Origin of the sequence: Psychrobacter fozii (assembly GCF_003217155.1) — a bacterium.
In the GTDB taxonomy this organism is placed as follows: Bacteria; Pseudomonadota; Gammaproteobacteria; order Pseudomonadales; family Moraxellaceae; genus Psychrobacter; species Psychrobacter fozii.
The window spans coordinates 136,294-153,572 of sequence record NZ_QJSU01000001.1 but is presented as its reverse complement, the minus strand read 5'-3'; the positions used below and the strand labels follow the sequence as shown (position 1 = coordinate 153,572).

Sequence of the window (17,279 nt, the reverse complement as noted above, 5' to 3'; positions counted from 1 at the left end):
TAGTCTTGGCGGGCTTTTCGATGGCTAGTATTTGTCAAATCTCTATCAGTAGCTAGATAGAGGCGTTGCACTATTAAATACCTGAATATGCGTTGTATTCAATCTCAACTCTAAACGAGAGTTTGCCTATAATCTACCCAATAAAAAATAAGCCTATCGTAAATTAATCGTTGTAAAAAAGCGTACTACTTGCTCACTTCTTTTCGGCCAATGCGCGTTCTGTATCAATGTAAAATTGATTACCGTCTTTTTTTATTAGGATAATGCCTTTATTGAAAGGTTTTATAGCACCTTGGTTCTGCGGAATAATAGCGATATTATTATCGAGATACCCTAACTGCGCGTCTTGTTTCACACTGGTAATGTCTTCTGTAAAAGACCATACACTATCCTCTGAAAATTTTGCTTTGTTGTCTGCTAAAGCTATAAGGTTACCTTGCTCATCTTCTAATTTAAGCGTAATAGCAACATCTGTATCGATATCCAAAAAATTAATATACGTTAAATCTAGAAACTTAAGATCATTAAACTGTACTGGCACAACCTCTTTACCCAGTTTATCTACCAAGCCTACCAAGCCTACTAAACCTACCTTATTGCTTTTGGTAACGAGAGCCATATCACTAACAAAAGGCTCAACCTTATCGTACTTAAAGGGAACAACGGTTTTATTTCCAGTATCAATAAAGCCCCATAAGCCTTCTTTTTGGGCTGAAGCCAAACCTTCTTTAAAGTTATCAATGTTATCGTATTCTAAGGGAATGACGACTTGTCCAGTTTTGTCGATGATTCCCATCATATCTTCTGTATCAACTGCCAATAAGCCTTTATCAAAATGCCAAGCATCATCGTACTGTAGAGGGATTATGATAGCTCCTGTATTATCTATAAAACCTGATTTACCGTTTTTGGTAACTGCAGCAAGGCCTTCATTAAAGTCTAAGGCAGCCTCGTATTGCAAAGGAATAACAGCGTTGCCAGTTCTATCAATAAAGCCATATTTGCCGTCTTTTTTAACCCGTGCTAAACCATCAATAAATACACTGGCCTCATCGTACTGTAGGGGTGAAATAACAGTACCTGATCTATCGATGAATCCATGTTTATCTGCTTGAGAGACATGTATGATACCGTCGGCAGTGTAGGAGATATGGTCAAACTGCACGGGCACAATGACTTTTCCTACATTATTTATAACACCTTCTTTTTCTTCTCTAGTGACGATGACTAATCCTTGATCGAAGCTCTCCATATAATCGTATTCTGTAGGTATGACCTCATATCCTGATCTATTAATAAAGCCAAATCTATCATCCTTCTCAACGCGGGCTAGCCCTTCATTAAAATTTTCAATAGCACTGTATTTTGTAGAAGTGACTCTATTGCCACTTGGGTCGATTAGACTCCATTTGTCTCCTTTGATCACCCGAGCTACACCGTTATCAAAGGCATAAGCATGATCATACTGCTCTGGAATGACAAAATCTCCTTTCTTATCAATAAATCCATAATTATCCTCTGATGATGGATAGTATTCTGTCATTGATACGCTGGCTAAACCCTCATTAAAAGAGGTTGCATAGCCATATTGTAGAGGGATAACTTCATCACCCTGCCTATTGATAAAACCATACTTGCCGTCTTTTTCGACGAGGGCTAATTCTTCAGAAAAAGAGTTTGCATAGTCATACTGGATAGGGATAACAATCTCTCCAGCTCTATTAATAAACCCCCATTTATCACCTTTTTGAACGCTTGCCACGCCTTCAGAAAAAGAGCTAGCTTGACTATATTGTAGTGAGATGACTTCCTCTCCAGTTTTATTGATAAACCCGCTACTACTGTTTTTCTCAACCATGGCTAAACCTTCAGAAAAAGATTTAACATTTTCATATTGTAGTGGAGCAATAAGTTCACCATTTTTATTGATAAACCCCCACTTATATATCGTGGCAACATTTGCTAATGGGCGAGACGTCGCAACAGCTGCGAGTCCTTCTTGAAAAGATCTAGCCTTATCATATTTTAGTGGCACAACGATTTGACCTGAGGTATCAATATAACCATGTTTGTGATAAAAATATGGACGTTCAAAGGTAGAGCGTATAACGACAGCAAGTCCTTCGCTTAAGCAATCAACACTATCGTAGCCTGCTACAGGAGGTTTCTGACATATCTCTATAGATGAGTCATCTGCCCACGTTGGCACTGCGCAGAACACTGTCGCTAGAGCGAGGACGATAGGTAATTTAGATAGAATAAGGTTTGAATTCATAAGAATTTGCAATAGTCGTCATTAGTTTGATAATAAATGGACGACTAAATTAAGTCTAGAGAAATATATAGGCATATCTAATTCATTTGCATGTTTGGCTTTACTACAACTTATCACCATTTTTAAATGAAGAGATGCCATCTAGAGTAATTTTTGTAGGGGAATTTTGGTATTGAGGAAAGGTTGAAAATTTGGGCTTGGTATTGGCTCCAATAAGTAACGTCAAAATACAGAAAGTAAAAGCCCCGATTATAAAAATATAATCGGGGCTTATTCACATCAATTCAGTCTAACCTTTTACCAAGTAACCTACATAAACGGCAATTTCGTAAATATCTGCAATACCGTCGCATTAACGATATCAACAAAGAAAGCACCAACCATCGGTACAATCAAAAATGCTTTAGGCGAGGGTAGATAGCGATCCGTAACTGCCTGCATATTAGCAATCGCCGTTGGCGTTGCACCCATACCAAAACCGCAATGACCTGCCGATAGCACAGCCGCGTCGTAGTTTTTGCCCATCACTTTAAAGGTGACGAAGTAAACGTATAGAATCATCACAAACGTTTGTACCAGTAAGATGACTAATACAGGGCCTGCCAAATCTGTTAATTCCCATAGTTTTAATGACAACAGCGCCATAGCTAGAAATAAGCTTAATGATGCATTACCAATCACATCAATGGCACGATCAAACATATCAAAGTTAAAAATCATGGTTAATGAATTACGCAGAATCACACCGCCTGCCAGTGCCCATACAAAGGTAGGTAGCTCAAACGAGGTGCCTTCAGCAACTATCGTCATCAAATCAGCAAATGCCAATGCACCAGCAAATAGCGCCAAGGTTTCAATGGTTGATGATGCGGTAATCAGACGAATGTTATCAGGCTTTTCAAACATTTCCTGAGTACCATCATCATCGTTTTCGCTGTGTTTGGTGCTGTATAAGGACTGTGCACCTGCCACTTTTTCAACGTCACTTGGGTTTGCATTGGCTGGTGTCGGTTTTAAGCCAAGTTTATTAATCAATCGACGCGCAACAGGACCACCAACGATACCACCTGCTACCAAGCCATACGTGGCAACAGCAATGCCGAGGGTCGTTGCACCAACCACACCATACTCTTGTTCTAATACAGCGCCCCATGCGCCTGCCGTACCGTGACCGCCTGTAAGTGCGATAGAGCCTGTGACGAGTCCGAGCAATGGATCCAGCCCTAAAGCGCTTGCCATTGTCACGCCAACCACGTCTTGCAATATAATAAATACCGACACCACAATGGTAAAAATCAGTAACGGTGTACCACCTGCTTTCAATCGACCAAAATCAGCACTCAGACCGATAGAGGCAAAGAACATCAGCATGGTGGCTGTTTGTAACCCTTGATGAAAATTAAAACTGTAGCCCCAAATAAAGTTAAGAGCATACACAATGACCGCAGCAATCAAACCACCTGCTACTGGTTCTGGAATATTAAAATCTTCTAAAAACTTGACTTTTTTGACCAAAAATCGTCCAAGCAATAGTACCAAGGTGGCAAAGATTAGGGTGTAATAGCCATTTAAAGTAATTTCCATAGGTTAATCCTTTCTATAAAACTAAATTAACCTGAATTTGGGATAAATATGGCTTTATCTCGAATTCAGGCTTGTTTGATGATTTATCGGCTAGGCGTCATCCGTAGACGGCATGATCACCCACAATTGCGGCTTGCCAAAATCTGTGTAGGCATCTTCTATGATGCTTTTGAAGACATTAAAATCTTCCGTGTCTATTTTTTTCACCGATGTTAGATCTAACATTAGGTGTGTCACGTCGCTATCTGTTAAGCAATCCCACGCACTATCCCAATTGTGTGAAAAATAACTGGGAAAATCACAGGCATTGGCTAGATTTGTTAATAACGTGTTTTTATTTAGTACTTCGTCCGCTGCTATGGTAACAGCCTGTGTCGGGATGCCAGCACTTAGTGCTGTAGCGTTTTGGTTACTATTCTTGTCTATATAATGTATGGCTTGGCTCATATTATTTTACGTCCAGTCTGCGAAAGCTATCATAGTGGTCAACGGTTAAGTAATAGACAGTTGGCGGATTGCCACCCGTGACGATACGTCTTGCACCGCGATGTGATATGCCAGGGGTTGGCACGGTATATTCACGATAGTAGCCTTTTGATTGTGTTGGTAGCTGTCCCTCACGATTATAGAACGTCGTGCCATCTTTATTAGGGTAGGGAAATGGTCCTCCTTGCTTGATCAGCATGATGGTCTGATCTATTTGCGCATCACCCGTTACTGCAGAGTTAGATGCTGGATTTGAGTTGTCAGAGTACGTTTGAGGTATCGTTGTAGGTTCTGTGCTACTAGCAAAGAAGGTGGACTGTAAGTCATCAAAGAAGTAAAACGCGACCGCAATAATGGCGATGAGACTAAATAGCGTAGACAGCGGGCTTTTTTTATTTTGATGCTGGTTTCTAGTATTGCGACCAGTATTTTTTCGGCTAGCATTGTTATTATTGGAGTTGTTCTGCCTAGAATCGTTCTGATTAGCATTGTATGACGTGCTTTTAGCGGTATCTGTATTTCCACTTTCTTGAATACTGAGCGAAGCAGGGGTTACTTCGGTTGCTCTCAACTGATTTTTGTCATTACGTGCACTATTGAAGTAGACTCTTTGTCCGACCGTTATCGGCTGTGGTATTCGCGCTTTGCTAATATGAAAAAATACGTCTTCACTTTGATCATCGACATCAATAAAGCCATAGCCTTTATCTGAATTCCAGTGTTTGATTTCACCACTTTGCATGAGCCTACTTTCCTATCGCATGTTTGTGTTATGGTGCAAAATTACGATTGCGCCGTCTCTACAACCTATTCGTCCCTAATAAAAAAACGCCAGCAATGGAGCTGACGTTTTTTGTGGATTATACTTTAAGTGAGTAGATAAGTGCTAGGTTGAGACGCTATCCGTTAAGCGCGTGTCTCACCGTGGCCATACACGATCCATTTTTGTGAGGTCAGACCTTCTAGGCCTACAGGACCACGAGCATGAATCTTGTCTGTTGAGATACCAATCTCGGCACCCAATCCATATTCAAAACCATCAGCGAAACGGCTAGAGGCATTAATCATGACGCTTGCCGAGTCGACTTCACGGATGAAGCGTTGCGACTTGGTATAGTTATCCGTAATGATGACATCGGTATGATGACTGCCATGCGTATTGATATGCTCAATCGCTTCATCAATTCCAGACACGACTTTTACCGCTAGGATAGGAGCAAGGTATTCGGTATCCCAATCTTCAGCAGTGGCAGCTGATAGATGACCTTTAAGCGCAGCATTGTTATTTAGGATGGCTTGTGAGTTGTCATCAAGGCGCAGTTGCATGGCATCGTCAGCAGCGATGATAGCTTCAGCAATTTTTGGTAATAGCTCATCGGCGACTGACTCATCGACCAATAGTGTCTCCATGGTATTACATGTACCGTAGCGATGCGTTTTTGCATTGACGCTGACTTTGATAGCGATGTCGGCATCTGCATCACTGTCAATAAAGGTGTGGCAGTTACCATCTAAATGCTTAATCACAGGCACACGGGCATCACGACTGATACGCTCAATCAAGCCTTTGCCGCCACGTGGTACGATAACGTCGACATATTCAGTCATGGTGATGAGCTCACCGACAGCGGCACGATCAGTAGTTTGTAACACCTGCACGCTATGACCAGATAGATTGACCTTTTCCAGACCTTCCAAGATACATTTGGCAATCGCTTGGTTGGATTCAAAAGCTTCAGAGCCACCACGTAGAATAATGGCATTTCCTGATTTTAACGCCAGTGAAGCCGCTTCTAACGTTACATTGGGACGCGACTCATAGATCATACCGACCACGCCGAGAGGCACACGCATTTTACCCAAATGAATCCCTGATGGCTGATAGGTCATATCAGTGACTTCACCGATAGGGTCTGGCAATGATGCCACGTCTTTTAGACCTTGTAGCATGCCATCAAAGCGCGCATCATTTAGCTCCAGACGATCAAGTAATGCGGCATCTAAATCGTTGTTTCGACCATTGTCCATATCGATTTTATTGGCTGCTAGGATATCTGGCTTAGCGGCTTTTAATACATCATGAATGGCCATGAGGGCAGCGTTCTTATCACCAGTATTGGCAGCAGCGAGGGCGCGTGAGGCTGCGCGTGCTTGCTTGCCAACAGATTGCATATATGCGGTAATGTCTGTGGTATTCGATTGACTCATAAATTATTTTCCTTATAACTATAAATGTTTTAAACAGATAAAAGCGCCCAAAAAGGTGAAAGTTTGGCAAAAAATGACATTTGAATGCTTATCCAGCATTATGCTATTTAACATAGAGCAGATGAGGGCGATAGTAAAGTTGATTTTGTGAACAGCGCCCGTTTTATAAAGCGTTTATGAGCACTGTTTTGATTTTCTTCTTGTTTTATTCACATGCGTTTCTAATATGGCTACTGTTAAAGGTTGGTTAAAAATCAAATACATCGTTACATGGTTTTAACAGAACTGCGTTGTAAGTACTAAGGTAGCGATGATCGATCGTCAGTATAGTAAGTGCTAAGACTAGAGTTTCTACGAATATCAATACAACGCTATCAATCAGATAATTTTTATTGATAGCTAAGCATTAACTATAACGAGCGGAGCATTATTATGGCTACTACAAATGATAATATCGAAAAAAATGGAATGGCTAAAAGCTGGCTGACGATAGGGTTAGTGGCAGCTGCATTGACGTTGAGTGCTTGTGGTAAAAAAGATGAGGCACCTATGGAAACTGAGCCGGCGGCTGATGCACAGACGGCAGTAGAGGAAGATGCGGCTATCGCAGGTAATGGTGATGATATTGCAGTTGCTAGCGCCGATAATGGCATGGCAGTGGGAGATAATGACGATGTAGCGGTAGCAACTGCCGATGATACAGAGATGTTAGACGGTACTGAAAGTGAAGAGCATGTTTCGACGTACTGATTTTTAACGTGCTAAGTTTTGATATGCCAGATTTTGACATGCTAAGTCTCGACGTACTGAGTTTGGACATATTGATTTTTGACATGTTAAGCAGCTATCACTTATACACATTAGATATTGAAAGTGGGTAAACAGATAAAACAACGCCTAGTACGTGAAAGTGATAAAATAAGGCTCAGCACTGCAAATGCAGTCTGAGCTTTTTTATGTCAGCTATTCAGTGGTTTATAAATGCTGAGTGGCAGATTGCTTAAACGCAGGATTTGCCTTTTTACTGTGTAATAAGAGACAATGTGTCACTTTTTCTCTTTGTATGACGAGTTATAAGCGTATCACGACCTTATTAGGGTTGATACTTATACTCCATACCACGATTTTTTACGTATTTTCATTCATATTTATTGGAAGTCTGCTGAACCATGCTTGATATTGAAAAAAATCCGACTCGGCCTATCGCCTTAGATTTACAAGACATCCATAAAAGCTATGGCTCATTGGCAGTGTTAAAAGGGGTATCCCTTACCGCATATGATGGTGATGTTATCTCAATTTTGGGCTCATCTGGCTCAGGTAAATCCACCTTATTGCGCTGCATTAACTTGCTCGAAAAGCCCAATCAAGGTCGTATCATTATTGGTAACGATGAACTCATGTTAAAGCCTGCCAAATCAGGTGAGTTGCAAGCAGCAGAAATCAAGCAATTAGAACGCTTGCGCGCGCGTGTTGGCTTCGTTTTTCAGAATTTTAACTTGTGGCCACACAAAACGATTTTGCAAAACATCATCGAAGGGCCAACGCAGGTCTTAAAAATCAAAAAAGACCAAGCCATTAGCGATGCTGAAAAACTGCTAGATAAAGTAGGTCTACTTGATAAGAAAGATGCTTATCCAGCGAACTTGTCTGGTGGTCAGCGTCAGCGTGTGGCTATCGCACGCGCATTGGCTATGCAGCCGCAAGTGCTCCTGTTCGATGAGCCAACCTCTGCTCTAGACCCTGAATTGGTCAATGAAGTACTCGCTGTGATGCGTGAGTTGGCAGAAGAAGGCCGCACGATGCTTATCGTCACGCATGAGATGCGCTTTGCCCGTGAAGTATCAAGCAAAGTAGTATTCTTACATCAAGGTGTGATTGAAGAGATTGGCACCCCTGAGCAAGTCTTTGACAATCCTACCTCTGAGCGTGTTAAAGACTTTATGGCGTCACATCGTCAAAACTAAGTACTTATCAAAGCTAAATGTTTATCAAAGCTAAATATTTATCAGAGCTAAGTATTTAATAGTCATTGTCTCAAACAGCTCTCGCAAGCTCTGATTCTCTACTCAAAATAATAGGATGGTAAGGCTCTTACCATCCTATTGTCGTTTTAAATATAAAATTACGGATTAGTAAGTATCGTTGACTGTTTATTACTCGTTAATGACAGTCGGTATGCAAAACGTTTGTTTTTGATATTTTACTCAGGTATTATCAAAAGGCTTACGGGTGGTCATCTATGACGGCTACTTGTTTATTTTGCTGTCTATATTGCTTGTCTGACAGGGACGTCAGAGAACAAAATATCAGAACCCTACATTAAAAACCCATCAGAATTTAAGGAATGTATGATGTCGAATTCTCGCCTATTGTGGTCGTCGATGACCGTTACTGCAGCATTGATGTTGAGCGCTTGTGGTCAATCTTCTAATGAAGCCGCCGATAGCAATGCTGATGCCCCTGCAGCAGAAACGGCTGGCAAAACCATTCGTATCGCTACCGAAGGTGCTTATCCTCCTTTTAACTATACCAATGCTGACGGCACTTTGGCAGGCTACGATATTGACGTCGCCAATGCCTTATGTGATCAGATGCAAGTTAAATGTGAAATCGTAGCTCAAGATTGGGACGGTATTATTCCAGGTCTATTGGCGCAGAAATATGATGCCGTTATCGCAGGTATGTCGATTACGCCTGAACGTCAAGAGAAAGTAGACTTCAGCGAGCCTTACTTTGCCAACACAATGGTATGGTTGACGGATAGCACTGGTGGTTTTGACCCTATGTCGATCAAAGACTTGACCCTTGGTGGTCAACGTTCGACCACGCCTGGCGCTTATCTACAAGATAACTATGAAGGCAAAGACGGTAATACCGTGCAGTTGTATGACAACTATGACAATGCTTACTTGGATCTAAAATCTGGTCGTAGTGATGCTGTATTGGCTGAAAAAGTTTCTGCCAAATCATGGTTAGCGGATAATACTGAAGGCTTCGGTATCGTTGGCGATGAAATTGATAACAATGACAATATTGCTATTGCTGTCCGTAAAGGTGATGCACTCAAAGCTGATTTTGATAAAGCCTTAAGTGAAATCCGTAGCAACGGTGAGCTGGCTCGTCTTGAGCAAGCAAACTTTGGTCAATAAGCTGTAATAAATGAGCTTTCATACATCAGTCATGAGTGACTACCGGCTAGTAACTATATTAAGGAACAACGAGAATGACAAATTCAATGACATCATCAATGGGTAAAAAAGTATTATGGCTTGCCCCATTAAGCGCTGCAATGCTTCTGCTGGCAGGTTGTAATAATAGTTCAGCACCAGCAGAAAGCGCTGAAGCTGATACAGCTAGCGATGCACCTTTGAACATTAAAATTGCGACAGAGTCGAGCTATAAGCCATTTAGCTATACCGATGCTGATGGCAAACTGATTGGCTATGAGATTGAGCTGGTCGATGCGTTATGTGCACAAATGAAAGCTGAGTGTGAAGTTATTTCTCAAGATTGGGATGGTCTAATCCCTGGCCTAAATGCACAGAAATTTGATGCAATCATCGCTGGTATGTCGATCACCTCTGAGCGTAAAGAAGTCGTGGATTTCAGTGAGCCGTACTTTCATACCGGTATTATCTTGATTGGTAAAAAAGGCGACGATATTAGCGTTGCTGATCTAAACAATCAGCCTATTGCTGCGCAGCGTTCTACAGTCTCTTCACAGTACTTACAAGATGAGCATACCGAAGCTGACATCAAGCTGTATGACACTCAAGACAATGCGTATTTAGATCTGACTTCAGGTCGTGTGCGCGCGATGATGTCTGACAAAGTCACTGGTAACGATTGGCTAAAAACTGACGCTGGCAAAGACTATGAAGTAAAAGGTCAAGAAATCAGCACTGAAGAAGATGCCATGGGTATTGCATTCCGTAAAGGTGATCCGTTAGTGGCTAAATTCAATACTGCTTTGGCTGAGCTAAAAGACAACGGTACCTATGATCAGATCACAGGTAGCTATTTTGGTACTAGCTCAACGGCTGCCGCACAAAAAGCAGTCGCAACAACTGATAGTGTTGAAGAAGCGCCAGCTGATGCGATGGCTGCTGAAGAAAAATAATTACTGAAGAAAAACAGCCGCAAGCGACTACTGATGTATCTCGCCGTTTATCACTATCTTTAGCTGATATAAGGGTGAGGTCACAGTACCGTGAGCAATAGTGCCGTGAACAATAGTATCGTGAACAATAGTATCGTGAACAATAGTATCGTGAACAAATACAGTACCGTGAACCGATAGCGATGAGCAATATTTCTATTAACAAACTCCAAGGATGATCATGAAAAACCATTTTGACCAACACAATGCAGTCACGAACGCATCAGTTATCAATGGTATAAAGGCACGACGATTTTCAGTGCCTTTAGTGACGATGGCTGCGCTTTTAACTTTAGCAGGCTGTAGTAATGGTCAAGATGATGCGAGTGATGATGCCACTCAAGTGACTGCTGAGGCAGAAACGACGGGTGAAGTGCTACGTATTGGTACTGAGGGTGCTTATGCGCCTTTTAACTATACCAATGCGGATGGCACTCTTGGTGGTTTTGATGTAGATATTGCCAATGCTCTCTGTGCCGATATGAAGATGACTTGTGAAATTACGGCGCAAGATTGGGACGGTATTATTCCTGGTCTAAAGGCGGGTAAATATGATGCGATTGTGGCGGCTATGTCAGTCACCCCTGAGCGTGAGCAACAAGTCAGCTTTACTGAGCCATACTTTAGCAATACGTTGGTTTTTTTAGCCAAAAAAGACAGTAGTTTTGATCCCAGCAATAGCAGTGATATCAATGCAAATTCTATCGCTGCTCAGCGCTCGACCATCTCTTCGCAGTGGTTTGAGAAGGCATATCCAGACGCTGATATGAAGCTGTATGATACGCTCAGTAATGCGTTTTTGGATTTGGGCTCAAACCGTGTTGATGCAATGGTATCTGATAAATTGCCAGCGTTAGAGTGGCTTGGTTCAACATCAGGCAGTCAGTATGGGCTCAAAGGTGAAGAGATTGATATCAATGATAACTTTGCGATCGCGGTTCGTCCAGGTGACGAGCTACAAGCAAAGATCAATCAGGCATTGGCCAATATTAAAGCAAATGGCACGTATGATGATATCAATAACAAATATTTTGCGGTACCAGAGACCAGCGCCACAATAGCAACTGAGACTGAGACTGAGACTGAGACTGAGACTGAGACTGAGACTGAGACTGAGACTGAGACTGAGACTGAGACTGAGACTGAGACTGATACGGTAGCAGAACCTGCCGAGTAAGCTCAGTAACTTGTTCAGTGATTTGCTCAGTGACTTGTTCAATAACTCGCTAAATACTTTATTGAGCGAGTAGCTATAATCTGACGTAATAACCGTTTGGATGGTCATGTCTCATAAACTAGCGTTTGATTTAATCAGTAAGAAGGGTATTGCCTTAATGGTAGTGCCCTTCTTTTTTTCTAAAAAATAGTTGGATATTCGCTATATTGACTGCTTGGTTTATAAAAGCAGTCCTGATTTGACTCGTTTTTAAGAAGATAAGTGCCTATTTAGGCACTGCTTTTACATGTGAGTATTAACATAGCTTGCAGTGAATATGATAAAATCAGCCCTCATTTCTACCGCGTCAATTTTCGCAGTAATTTTCGTATCATTTTGACGTTAATATATGACGCAAAATACCCATACCTAATTTGGTATAAAATACGATTATTAGTAGCGCTCAGCTATTGATGCTGATTCTTTTAACTCATATTTTGCAAATTGCTAATATAAAGAGACAGAGTGGATAATTGTGTTTGATTTACAAGGATTTGGCGCGCTACTACTGAGCGGCGCTACCGTCACCATCAAGCTTGCTGTTACCAGTTTAATTATTGGTATGGCTTTGGGCTTGCTTGGTGCGACCGCTAAGCTGTCTAATGTCTGGCTGCTACGTAAGCTTGCGACTGTATATACGGCGACGATGCGTGGTATCCCTGAGTTGCTATTGGTGCTGTTCATCTATTATGGCGGCTCGATACTACTGATGACGATTCTCAAAAAATTCGGCTATAACGAATATGTTGAGATTAGTGCTTTTTGGGGTGGCGTCATGGCGCTATCGATTGCTTTTGGCGCTTATGCGACTGAAATCTTTCGCATGTCGATTCAAGAGATTCCCATTGGTCAACGTGAAGCCGCGCAAGCGATTGGTATGCGTCCTTTTCAGACGTTTTATCGCATCACTTTGCCACAAGTTTGGCAAATTGCGTTGCCAGGATTGGGCAATTTGTTTTTGGTCTTGCTCAAAGATACCGCATTGGTATCGGTCATAGGCCTCAAAGACATTATGTATCAATCATCACGTGCCGCTCAATCAACGCAGCAGCCTTTTACTTTTTATATGGCAGCAGCAATTATTTATTTGGGTCTGACCATGTTGATTACTGGCTTTATGATGTGGCTTGAATGGCGCGCCAATCCAGCAGCACGCTATGCTAAAAAGCTGAGCCGTCAGTCCACTCATCGTCAATCGACCATAGGATAGGGGAGAGATACTATGGATTGGAATTGGCAGGTCATTTTTGATAATATTCCTGAGTTATTAGAGGGCGCTGTGTTGACCGCACAGCTGGTCGTTGTCTCCGGTATTATCGGCCTATTTTTTGGTTTGGTTTTAGCGCAGCTACGCTTGTCAAAGAGCTGGCTGGTGCAAATACTACCATTCTCTTATATTTTCTTTTTCCGTGGCACGCCGCTACTGGTACAGATATTTTTGATTTATTATGGTCTAGGTCAGTTCGAGGCGGTACGTGAATCATTCTTATGGGAACCCGTACTTAGCCAAGCGTATTGGTGTGCCATTATTGCTTTCACGTTAAATACCAGTGCTTATTTAGCAGAAATCATTCGCGGTGCGATTCAGACTATTCCTGTTGGTGAGTTGGAAGCGGCTGATGCTATTGGCATGTCAAAGTGGCAGAAGCTGACACGTATTACGTTGCCTCGTGCCTTTGGTATCGTGATTCCAGCCTACAGTAACGAAGTCATCTTTATGCTAAAAGGTAGTGCATTGGCATCTACCATTGCGTTGATGGATATCACAGGGGTTGCTCGTACGATTAGTGCGCGTACTTATACCTTGATGGAGTTGTTCTTCGCTGCTGGTATCGTGTATCTGCTATTGTCATGGGTGATTTTGTTTAGCTTTAGATTGTTTGAAAAGAGAATGAATCGCCACACAAGTTATGTACCACCAGACGTGATTACTAGTACGATTCCTTAAGAAGTTGTGGCAAAAATTATTTATCATAAGCATAATGCTAGGACACGATACGACACGCCCTAGACTAAATAGTGCGGTATGTACATTTACGAAAATAACAATAATTTGCTGTGAGCGCCTATTATGAGCCAGTCACCACATATGTCTTTAGCCGATGCAATTTCTGCTAGTGTCCATGATGATACTAGTGTCGCCAACGTTAACAACAGATTGCGTGCCTCCATCGGCAAGGTAGTCTGTGTTGGTCGTAATTATGCCGAACATGCCCGCGAGCTGGGAAATGAGATACCGAAATCGCCCATCTTATTTATGAAGCCTGCATCGTCAGTGGTCAGTACACGCAATGCCATTGCTCGTCCTGATTCAGCAGTATATGGCGATACGCATTACGAAGCGGAGCTTTGTATTCAGCTGTCAGCCGATCTATCTGCGGCAACTGCTGAGCAAGCCAAGCAAGCGATTGGTGGTGTAACGTTGGGATTGGACTTAACGTTACGTGACTTGCAAAGTAAGCTAAAAGAAAAAGGTCATCCATGGGAGCGTGCCAAGTGCTTTGATGGCTCTTGTGTCTTGGCTGATTGGGTTGATCCACAAGCCTTTGGGGATTTTAGCCAAGTAAACTATCAGCTCATCATCAATGATGAGCTCAAGCAAGATGGTGATAGCGCCTTAATGCTGTTTTCAGTTTACGAGTTACTTGCAGAAATTAGCCACGCGTTTAGCTTACAAGCAGGCGATGTGATTATGACTGGCACCCCAAGTGGTGTTGGTATATTGCAAGCCGGTGATCAAGTAAAACTTAAGTTAGGTGCACATGAGTGGGTATCACAAGTAGAGTAAACTTGCTCAGCCCACGGTTAGTATTAAATAAATATCAAAAAATCCCAAGTTATCGCTTGGGATTTTTTTTGTGTTATAGGGTTACCAAAACTTCTTGTCATCAAACCGTCATCTAACGTTCAACATACTGTCATGAATGCTGAGTAGGATAGCGGCTACTTCATATTTTTTTGGTGCTGTTGATAGCAGTGCCATGATATTTTTTATGCCAATCTAGCCGAATAGCAAGGTGACTGATAATGACCCTATTAAGCAATAAGCCAGTAAATAACGATCAGCAAGCAAACAACAATCAAATAAATAATAAGCAAAATCTCGCTCATGAAGTCATTGAAGATTCTAATCCTACTAATAATATGGATTTTCAAACCATTATCAGCCGTCGATTGAACCGCCGTAGTCTATTAAAAGGTGGCACGGGATTAACCGCTGCTGCCTTTTTTGGTGCATTACCATTGGTTGGTCATACCAAAGGCGCCAATAGCACCATGACAGTTCGTAGTGGCGATGATGCTACTGTTCCAGCACATGGTAATCGAAGCCGCCCAGAAACATTAAAGTTCACTGCCGTGGCACATTCGACCGCAGCAGAAATGAGCGTGGCTGATGGTTACAAGGCAGAAATGATATTGCCACTGGGCACACCGCTGATGTCGGGTATCGAGGACTGGAAAGACAACCGTGAGCAATCTGCTGAATCATTTGATTGGCGCATGGGTGACAATCATGATGGCATGTGGTTTTTTGGCAAAACAGGTAATAATTACGATGTCAAAGCCTCTGAAAGCGGCTTGCTAGTCATGAATCATGAATACGTGAACAGCGCCGAATTAAGTCCATTTGGCTATGATGTGAAAAAAGACAGCAGTGCTGAGCCCATCTTTCAAGAAGTTCGCCGAGCCACTGATGTGCGCCGTGAGGTGAATTGTCATGGGGTGGCGGTAGTTGAGATGAAGCGCCGTGCTAGTGGCAAAGGTTACGAGATGGTTCGAGACTCTAAATATAACCGCCGCATCACCAGTAGCACCACGTCACAGCTCACTGGCCCTGTTGCAGGATCTGATTTGGTCAAGACTAAATTTGACCCTACTGGCTTAAAAACACGTGGCATCAATAACAACTGCGGGGCAGGGTTGTCGCCTTGGGGTACTTATTTGACCACCGAAGAGAATTTCTTAGGCGTGTTCGCTCGCGGTAAAGACGCTAGCCAATTAAGTGCTGCCCAAAATTATGGCCGCGAGCGTTATGGTGCAAAAGAAGACCATGCTACTTGGGGTTACTTGTGGCATACACCGAAAGCAGCAGACGCTACCATGGCAGATGAATTTGCACGCTGGAATATGACCGTCGCAGGTAAAACAGCCATTGATGATTATCGTAATGCTTTTAATACTTTTGGCTATATCACCGAAATTGACCCGTTTGATAAAAATGCCATGCCTCAAAAGCGTACAGCTTTGGGTCGTTTTGCTCATGAAAACTGTGCGTTTGCACCTGTTAAGCAAGGTCGCCCTGTGGTGTTTTATATGGGTGATGACTCACGCGGTGAGTATATTTATAAGTTCGTGTCAAAAGCTAAGTGGTCAAAAAGCGATATCGGTGGCGGCCTAAAAGCGGGTGACAAATATATGAACGAAGGCACGCTGTACACGGCAATCTTTAATGAAGATGGCAGTGGTACATGGCAGCCGTTGGTTTATGGTCAAAATGGATTGGACAATACCAACAGTGTACTGCCGTTTAATGGTCAAGATGACGTATTAGTCTTTGCGCGTGCAGCTGCCGATGTGTTGGGTGCTACGAAGATGGATCGCCCTGAATGGGTATCTGTCAGCCCCGTTACTGGCGAAGTGTATGTAACCTTGACCAATAATAAAAACCGCGGCGTCGATGACGATCAGCCTGTTTCAGCCAGTAATCCTCGCAGTTACGATGTGAATGGCAAAGCCGCTGGTAACGATAATGGTCATATTATCCGCTGGGCCGAAACAAATGGTGATCATGCAGCCACCAGTTTTGAGTGGGACATTTACCTATTTGCGTCACCTAGTGACAAATCTTCAGAAAACCTATCAGGATTGAATGCCAATAATGATTTGTCTTCTCCAGACGGTTTGTTTTTTGACCCGCGCGGCGTATTGTGGATTCAAACAGATGATGGTGCATATACAGACACGACCAACTGTATGCTATTGGCAGCATTGCCCGGTAAAGTGAATGATGGGTCAGTTAAAACAGCCTCGACAGGGCAAGAGACTCGTATAGGCTTGGCAGCGACTGATGACAATCTTAAGCGTTTCTTTGTCGGTCCTGAAGGCTGTGAAGTGACAGGTATTACCATGACACCAGATTTTAAAACCTTGTTTATCAACATTCAGCATCCTGGTAATGCTTGGGGTGCAGTCAAAGGCGGTATTACGCCAAGATCTGCCACGGTAATGATTACTAAAAATGATGGTGATGTGATATTGGCAGAATCGTTCTCGTAAATCGTTCACGCCATATCGAGCTGGTGACAGACATAAATAACTAAGCGTTTTACCAGAAAAATCTCAAGCCA

Annotated in this window: 14 protein-coding genes; 9 read left to right on the top strand and 5 right to left on the bottom strand. The window is 42.5% G+C overall.

Annotated features, from left to right (window positions below; all coding sequences use genetic code 11):
- Positions 1-193: 193 nt before the first annotated feature.
- The 5 genes from DFP82_RS00615 to DFP82_RS00595 form a co-directional block, all read right to left on the bottom strand.
- Positions 194-2,275: a WG repeat-containing protein gene (locus tag DFP82_RS00615; protein ID WP_110921797.1), complete on the bottom strand. Its 2,082-nt coding sequence runs from the start codon at positions 2,273-2,275 to the stop codon at positions 194-196.
- A 309-nt stretch (positions 2,276-2,584) separates the two neighbouring features.
- A complete protein-coding gene (locus DFP82_RS00610; RefSeq protein WP_110921796.1) occupies positions 2,585-3,859 on the bottom strand; it encodes a sodium/glutamate symporter in 1,275 nt (424 codons plus the stop codon).
- A 90-nt stretch (positions 3,860-3,949) separates the two neighbouring features.
- Positions 3,950-4,306: a barstar family protein gene (locus tag DFP82_RS00605; protein ID WP_110921795.1), complete on the bottom strand. Its 357-nt coding sequence runs from the start codon at positions 4,304-4,306 to the stop codon at positions 3,950-3,952.
- 1 nt (position 4,307) lies between these two features.
- Entirely contained in the window at positions 4,308-5,087 is a 780-nt protein-coding gene (locus DFP82_RS00600) for a ribonuclease domain-containing protein (protein ID WP_110921794.1), read from the bottom strand.
- 164 nt (positions 5,088-5,251) lie between these two features.
- On the bottom strand, positions 5,252-6,553 hold the full coding sequence (locus DFP82_RS00595; protein ID WP_110921793.1) for a glutamate-5-semialdehyde dehydrogenase: 1,302 nt from the start codon (positions 6,551-6,553) through the stop codon (positions 5,252-5,254).
- Between the two features lie 432 nt (positions 6,554-6,985).
- Between DFP82_RS00595 and DFP82_RS00590 the strand changes: the two genes are divergently transcribed.
- The 9 genes from DFP82_RS00590 to DFP82_RS00550 all read left to right on the top strand — a co-directional run bounded on the left by DFP82_RS00590 (position 6,986) and on the right by DFP82_RS00550 (position 17,208).
- Positions 6,986-7,303 carry a hypothetical protein gene (locus DFP82_RS00590; protein WP_110921792.1) on the top strand — a complete coding sequence of 106 codons (318 nt, stop codon included), beginning with the start codon at positions 6,986-6,988 and terminating at the stop codon, positions 7,301-7,303.
- A 419-nt stretch (positions 7,304-7,722) separates the two neighbouring features.
- On the top strand, positions 7,723-8,520 hold the full coding sequence (locus DFP82_RS00585; protein WP_110921791.1) for an ABC transporter ATP-binding protein: 798 nt from the start codon (positions 7,723-7,725) through the stop codon (positions 8,518-8,520).
- A 384-nt stretch (positions 8,521-8,904) separates the two neighbouring features.
- Complete coding sequence (locus tag DFP82_RS00580) at positions 8,905-9,705, top strand: transporter substrate-binding domain-containing protein (RefSeq protein ID WP_181416207.1); 801 nt, start codon at positions 8,905-8,907, stop codon at positions 9,703-9,705.
- A gap of 74 nt (positions 9,706-9,779) precedes the next feature.
- Complete coding sequence (locus tag DFP82_RS00575) at positions 9,780-10,676, top strand: transporter substrate-binding domain-containing protein (RefSeq protein WP_110921789.1); 897 nt, start codon at positions 9,780-9,782, stop codon at positions 10,674-10,676.
- 313 nt (positions 10,677-10,989) lie between these two features.
- Positions 10,990-11,892, top strand: a complete 903-nt coding sequence (locus DFP82_RS00570) for an ABC transporter substrate-binding protein (RefSeq protein WP_425450584.1) — start codon at positions 10,990-10,992, stop codon at positions 11,890-11,892.
- 514 nt (positions 11,893-12,406) lie between these two features.
- Positions 12,407-13,141 (top strand): ABC transporter permease, encoded by a 735-nt coding sequence (locus DFP82_RS00565; protein ID WP_110921787.1) that lies wholly within the window; start codon positions 12,407-12,409, stop codon positions 13,139-13,141.
- Positions 13,142-13,153: 12 nt separating this feature from the next.
- On the top strand, positions 13,154-13,879 hold the full coding sequence (locus tag DFP82_RS00560; protein ID WP_110921786.1) for an ABC transporter permease: 726 nt from the start codon (positions 13,154-13,156) through the stop codon (positions 13,877-13,879).
- Positions 13,880-14,002: 123 nt separating this feature from the next.
- The gene (locus DFP82_RS00555; RefSeq protein ID WP_110921785.1) at positions 14,003-14,719 is read left to right on the top strand and encodes a fumarylacetoacetate hydrolase family protein; all 717 of its coding nucleotides are present in this window, start codon (positions 14,003-14,005) and stop codon (positions 14,717-14,719) included.
- 356 nt (positions 14,720-15,075) lie between these two features.
- Positions 15,076-17,208 (top strand): PhoX family protein, encoded by a 2,133-nt coding sequence (locus DFP82_RS00550; protein WP_245905608.1) that lies wholly within the window; start codon positions 15,076-15,078, stop codon positions 17,206-17,208.
- The last annotated feature ends 71 nt before the right edge of the window (positions 17,209-17,279 follow it).

Excerpts from the sequence above, each read along its gene's own strand:
- DFP82_RS00615 (WP_110921797.1), bottom strand. The coding sequence starts at position 2,275 with ATGAATTCAAACCTTATTCTATCTAAATTACCTATCGTCCTCGCTCTA.
- DFP82_RS00610 (WP_110921796.1), bottom strand. The coding sequence starts at position 3,859 with ATGGAAATTACTTTAAATGGCTATTACACCCTAATCTTTGCCACCTTG.
- DFP82_RS00605 (WP_110921795.1), bottom strand. The coding sequence starts at position 4,306 with ATGAGCCAAGCCATACATTATATAGACAAGAATAGTAACCAAAACGCT.
- DFP82_RS00600 (WP_110921794.1), bottom strand. The coding sequence starts at position 5,087 with ATGCAAAGTGGTGAAATCAAACACTGGAATTCAGATAAAGGCTATGGC.
- DFP82_RS00595 (WP_110921793.1), bottom strand. The coding sequence starts at position 6,553 with ATGAGTCAATCGAATACCACAGACATTACCGCATATATGCAATCTGTT.
- DFP82_RS00590 (WP_110921792.1), top strand. The coding sequence starts at position 6,986 with ATGGCTACTACAAATGATAATATCGAAAAAAATGGAATGGCTAAAAGC.
- DFP82_RS00585 (WP_110921791.1), top strand. The coding sequence starts at position 7,723 with ATGCTTGATATTGAAAAAAATCCGACTCGGCCTATCGCCTTAGATTTA.
- DFP82_RS00580 (WP_181416207.1), top strand. The coding sequence starts at position 8,905 with ATGATGTCGAATTCTCGCCTATTGTGGTCGTCGATGACCGTTACTGCA.
- DFP82_RS00575 (WP_110921789.1), top strand. The coding sequence starts at position 9,780 with ATGACAAATTCAATGACATCATCAATGGGTAAAAAAGTATTATGGCTT.
- DFP82_RS00570 (WP_425450584.1), top strand. The coding sequence starts at position 10,990 with ATGGCTGCGCTTTTAACTTTAGCAGGCTGTAGTAATGGTCAAGATGAT.
- DFP82_RS00560 (WP_110921786.1), top strand. The coding sequence starts at position 13,154 with ATGGATTGGAATTGGCAGGTCATTTTTGATAATATTCCTGAGTTATTA.
- DFP82_RS00555 (WP_110921785.1), top strand. The coding sequence starts at position 14,003 with ATGAGCCAGTCACCACATATGTCTTTAGCCGATGCAATTTCTGCTAGT.
- DFP82_RS00550 (WP_245905608.1), top strand. The coding sequence starts at position 15,076 with ATGGATTTTCAAACCATTATCAGCCGTCGATTGAACCGCCGTAGTCTA.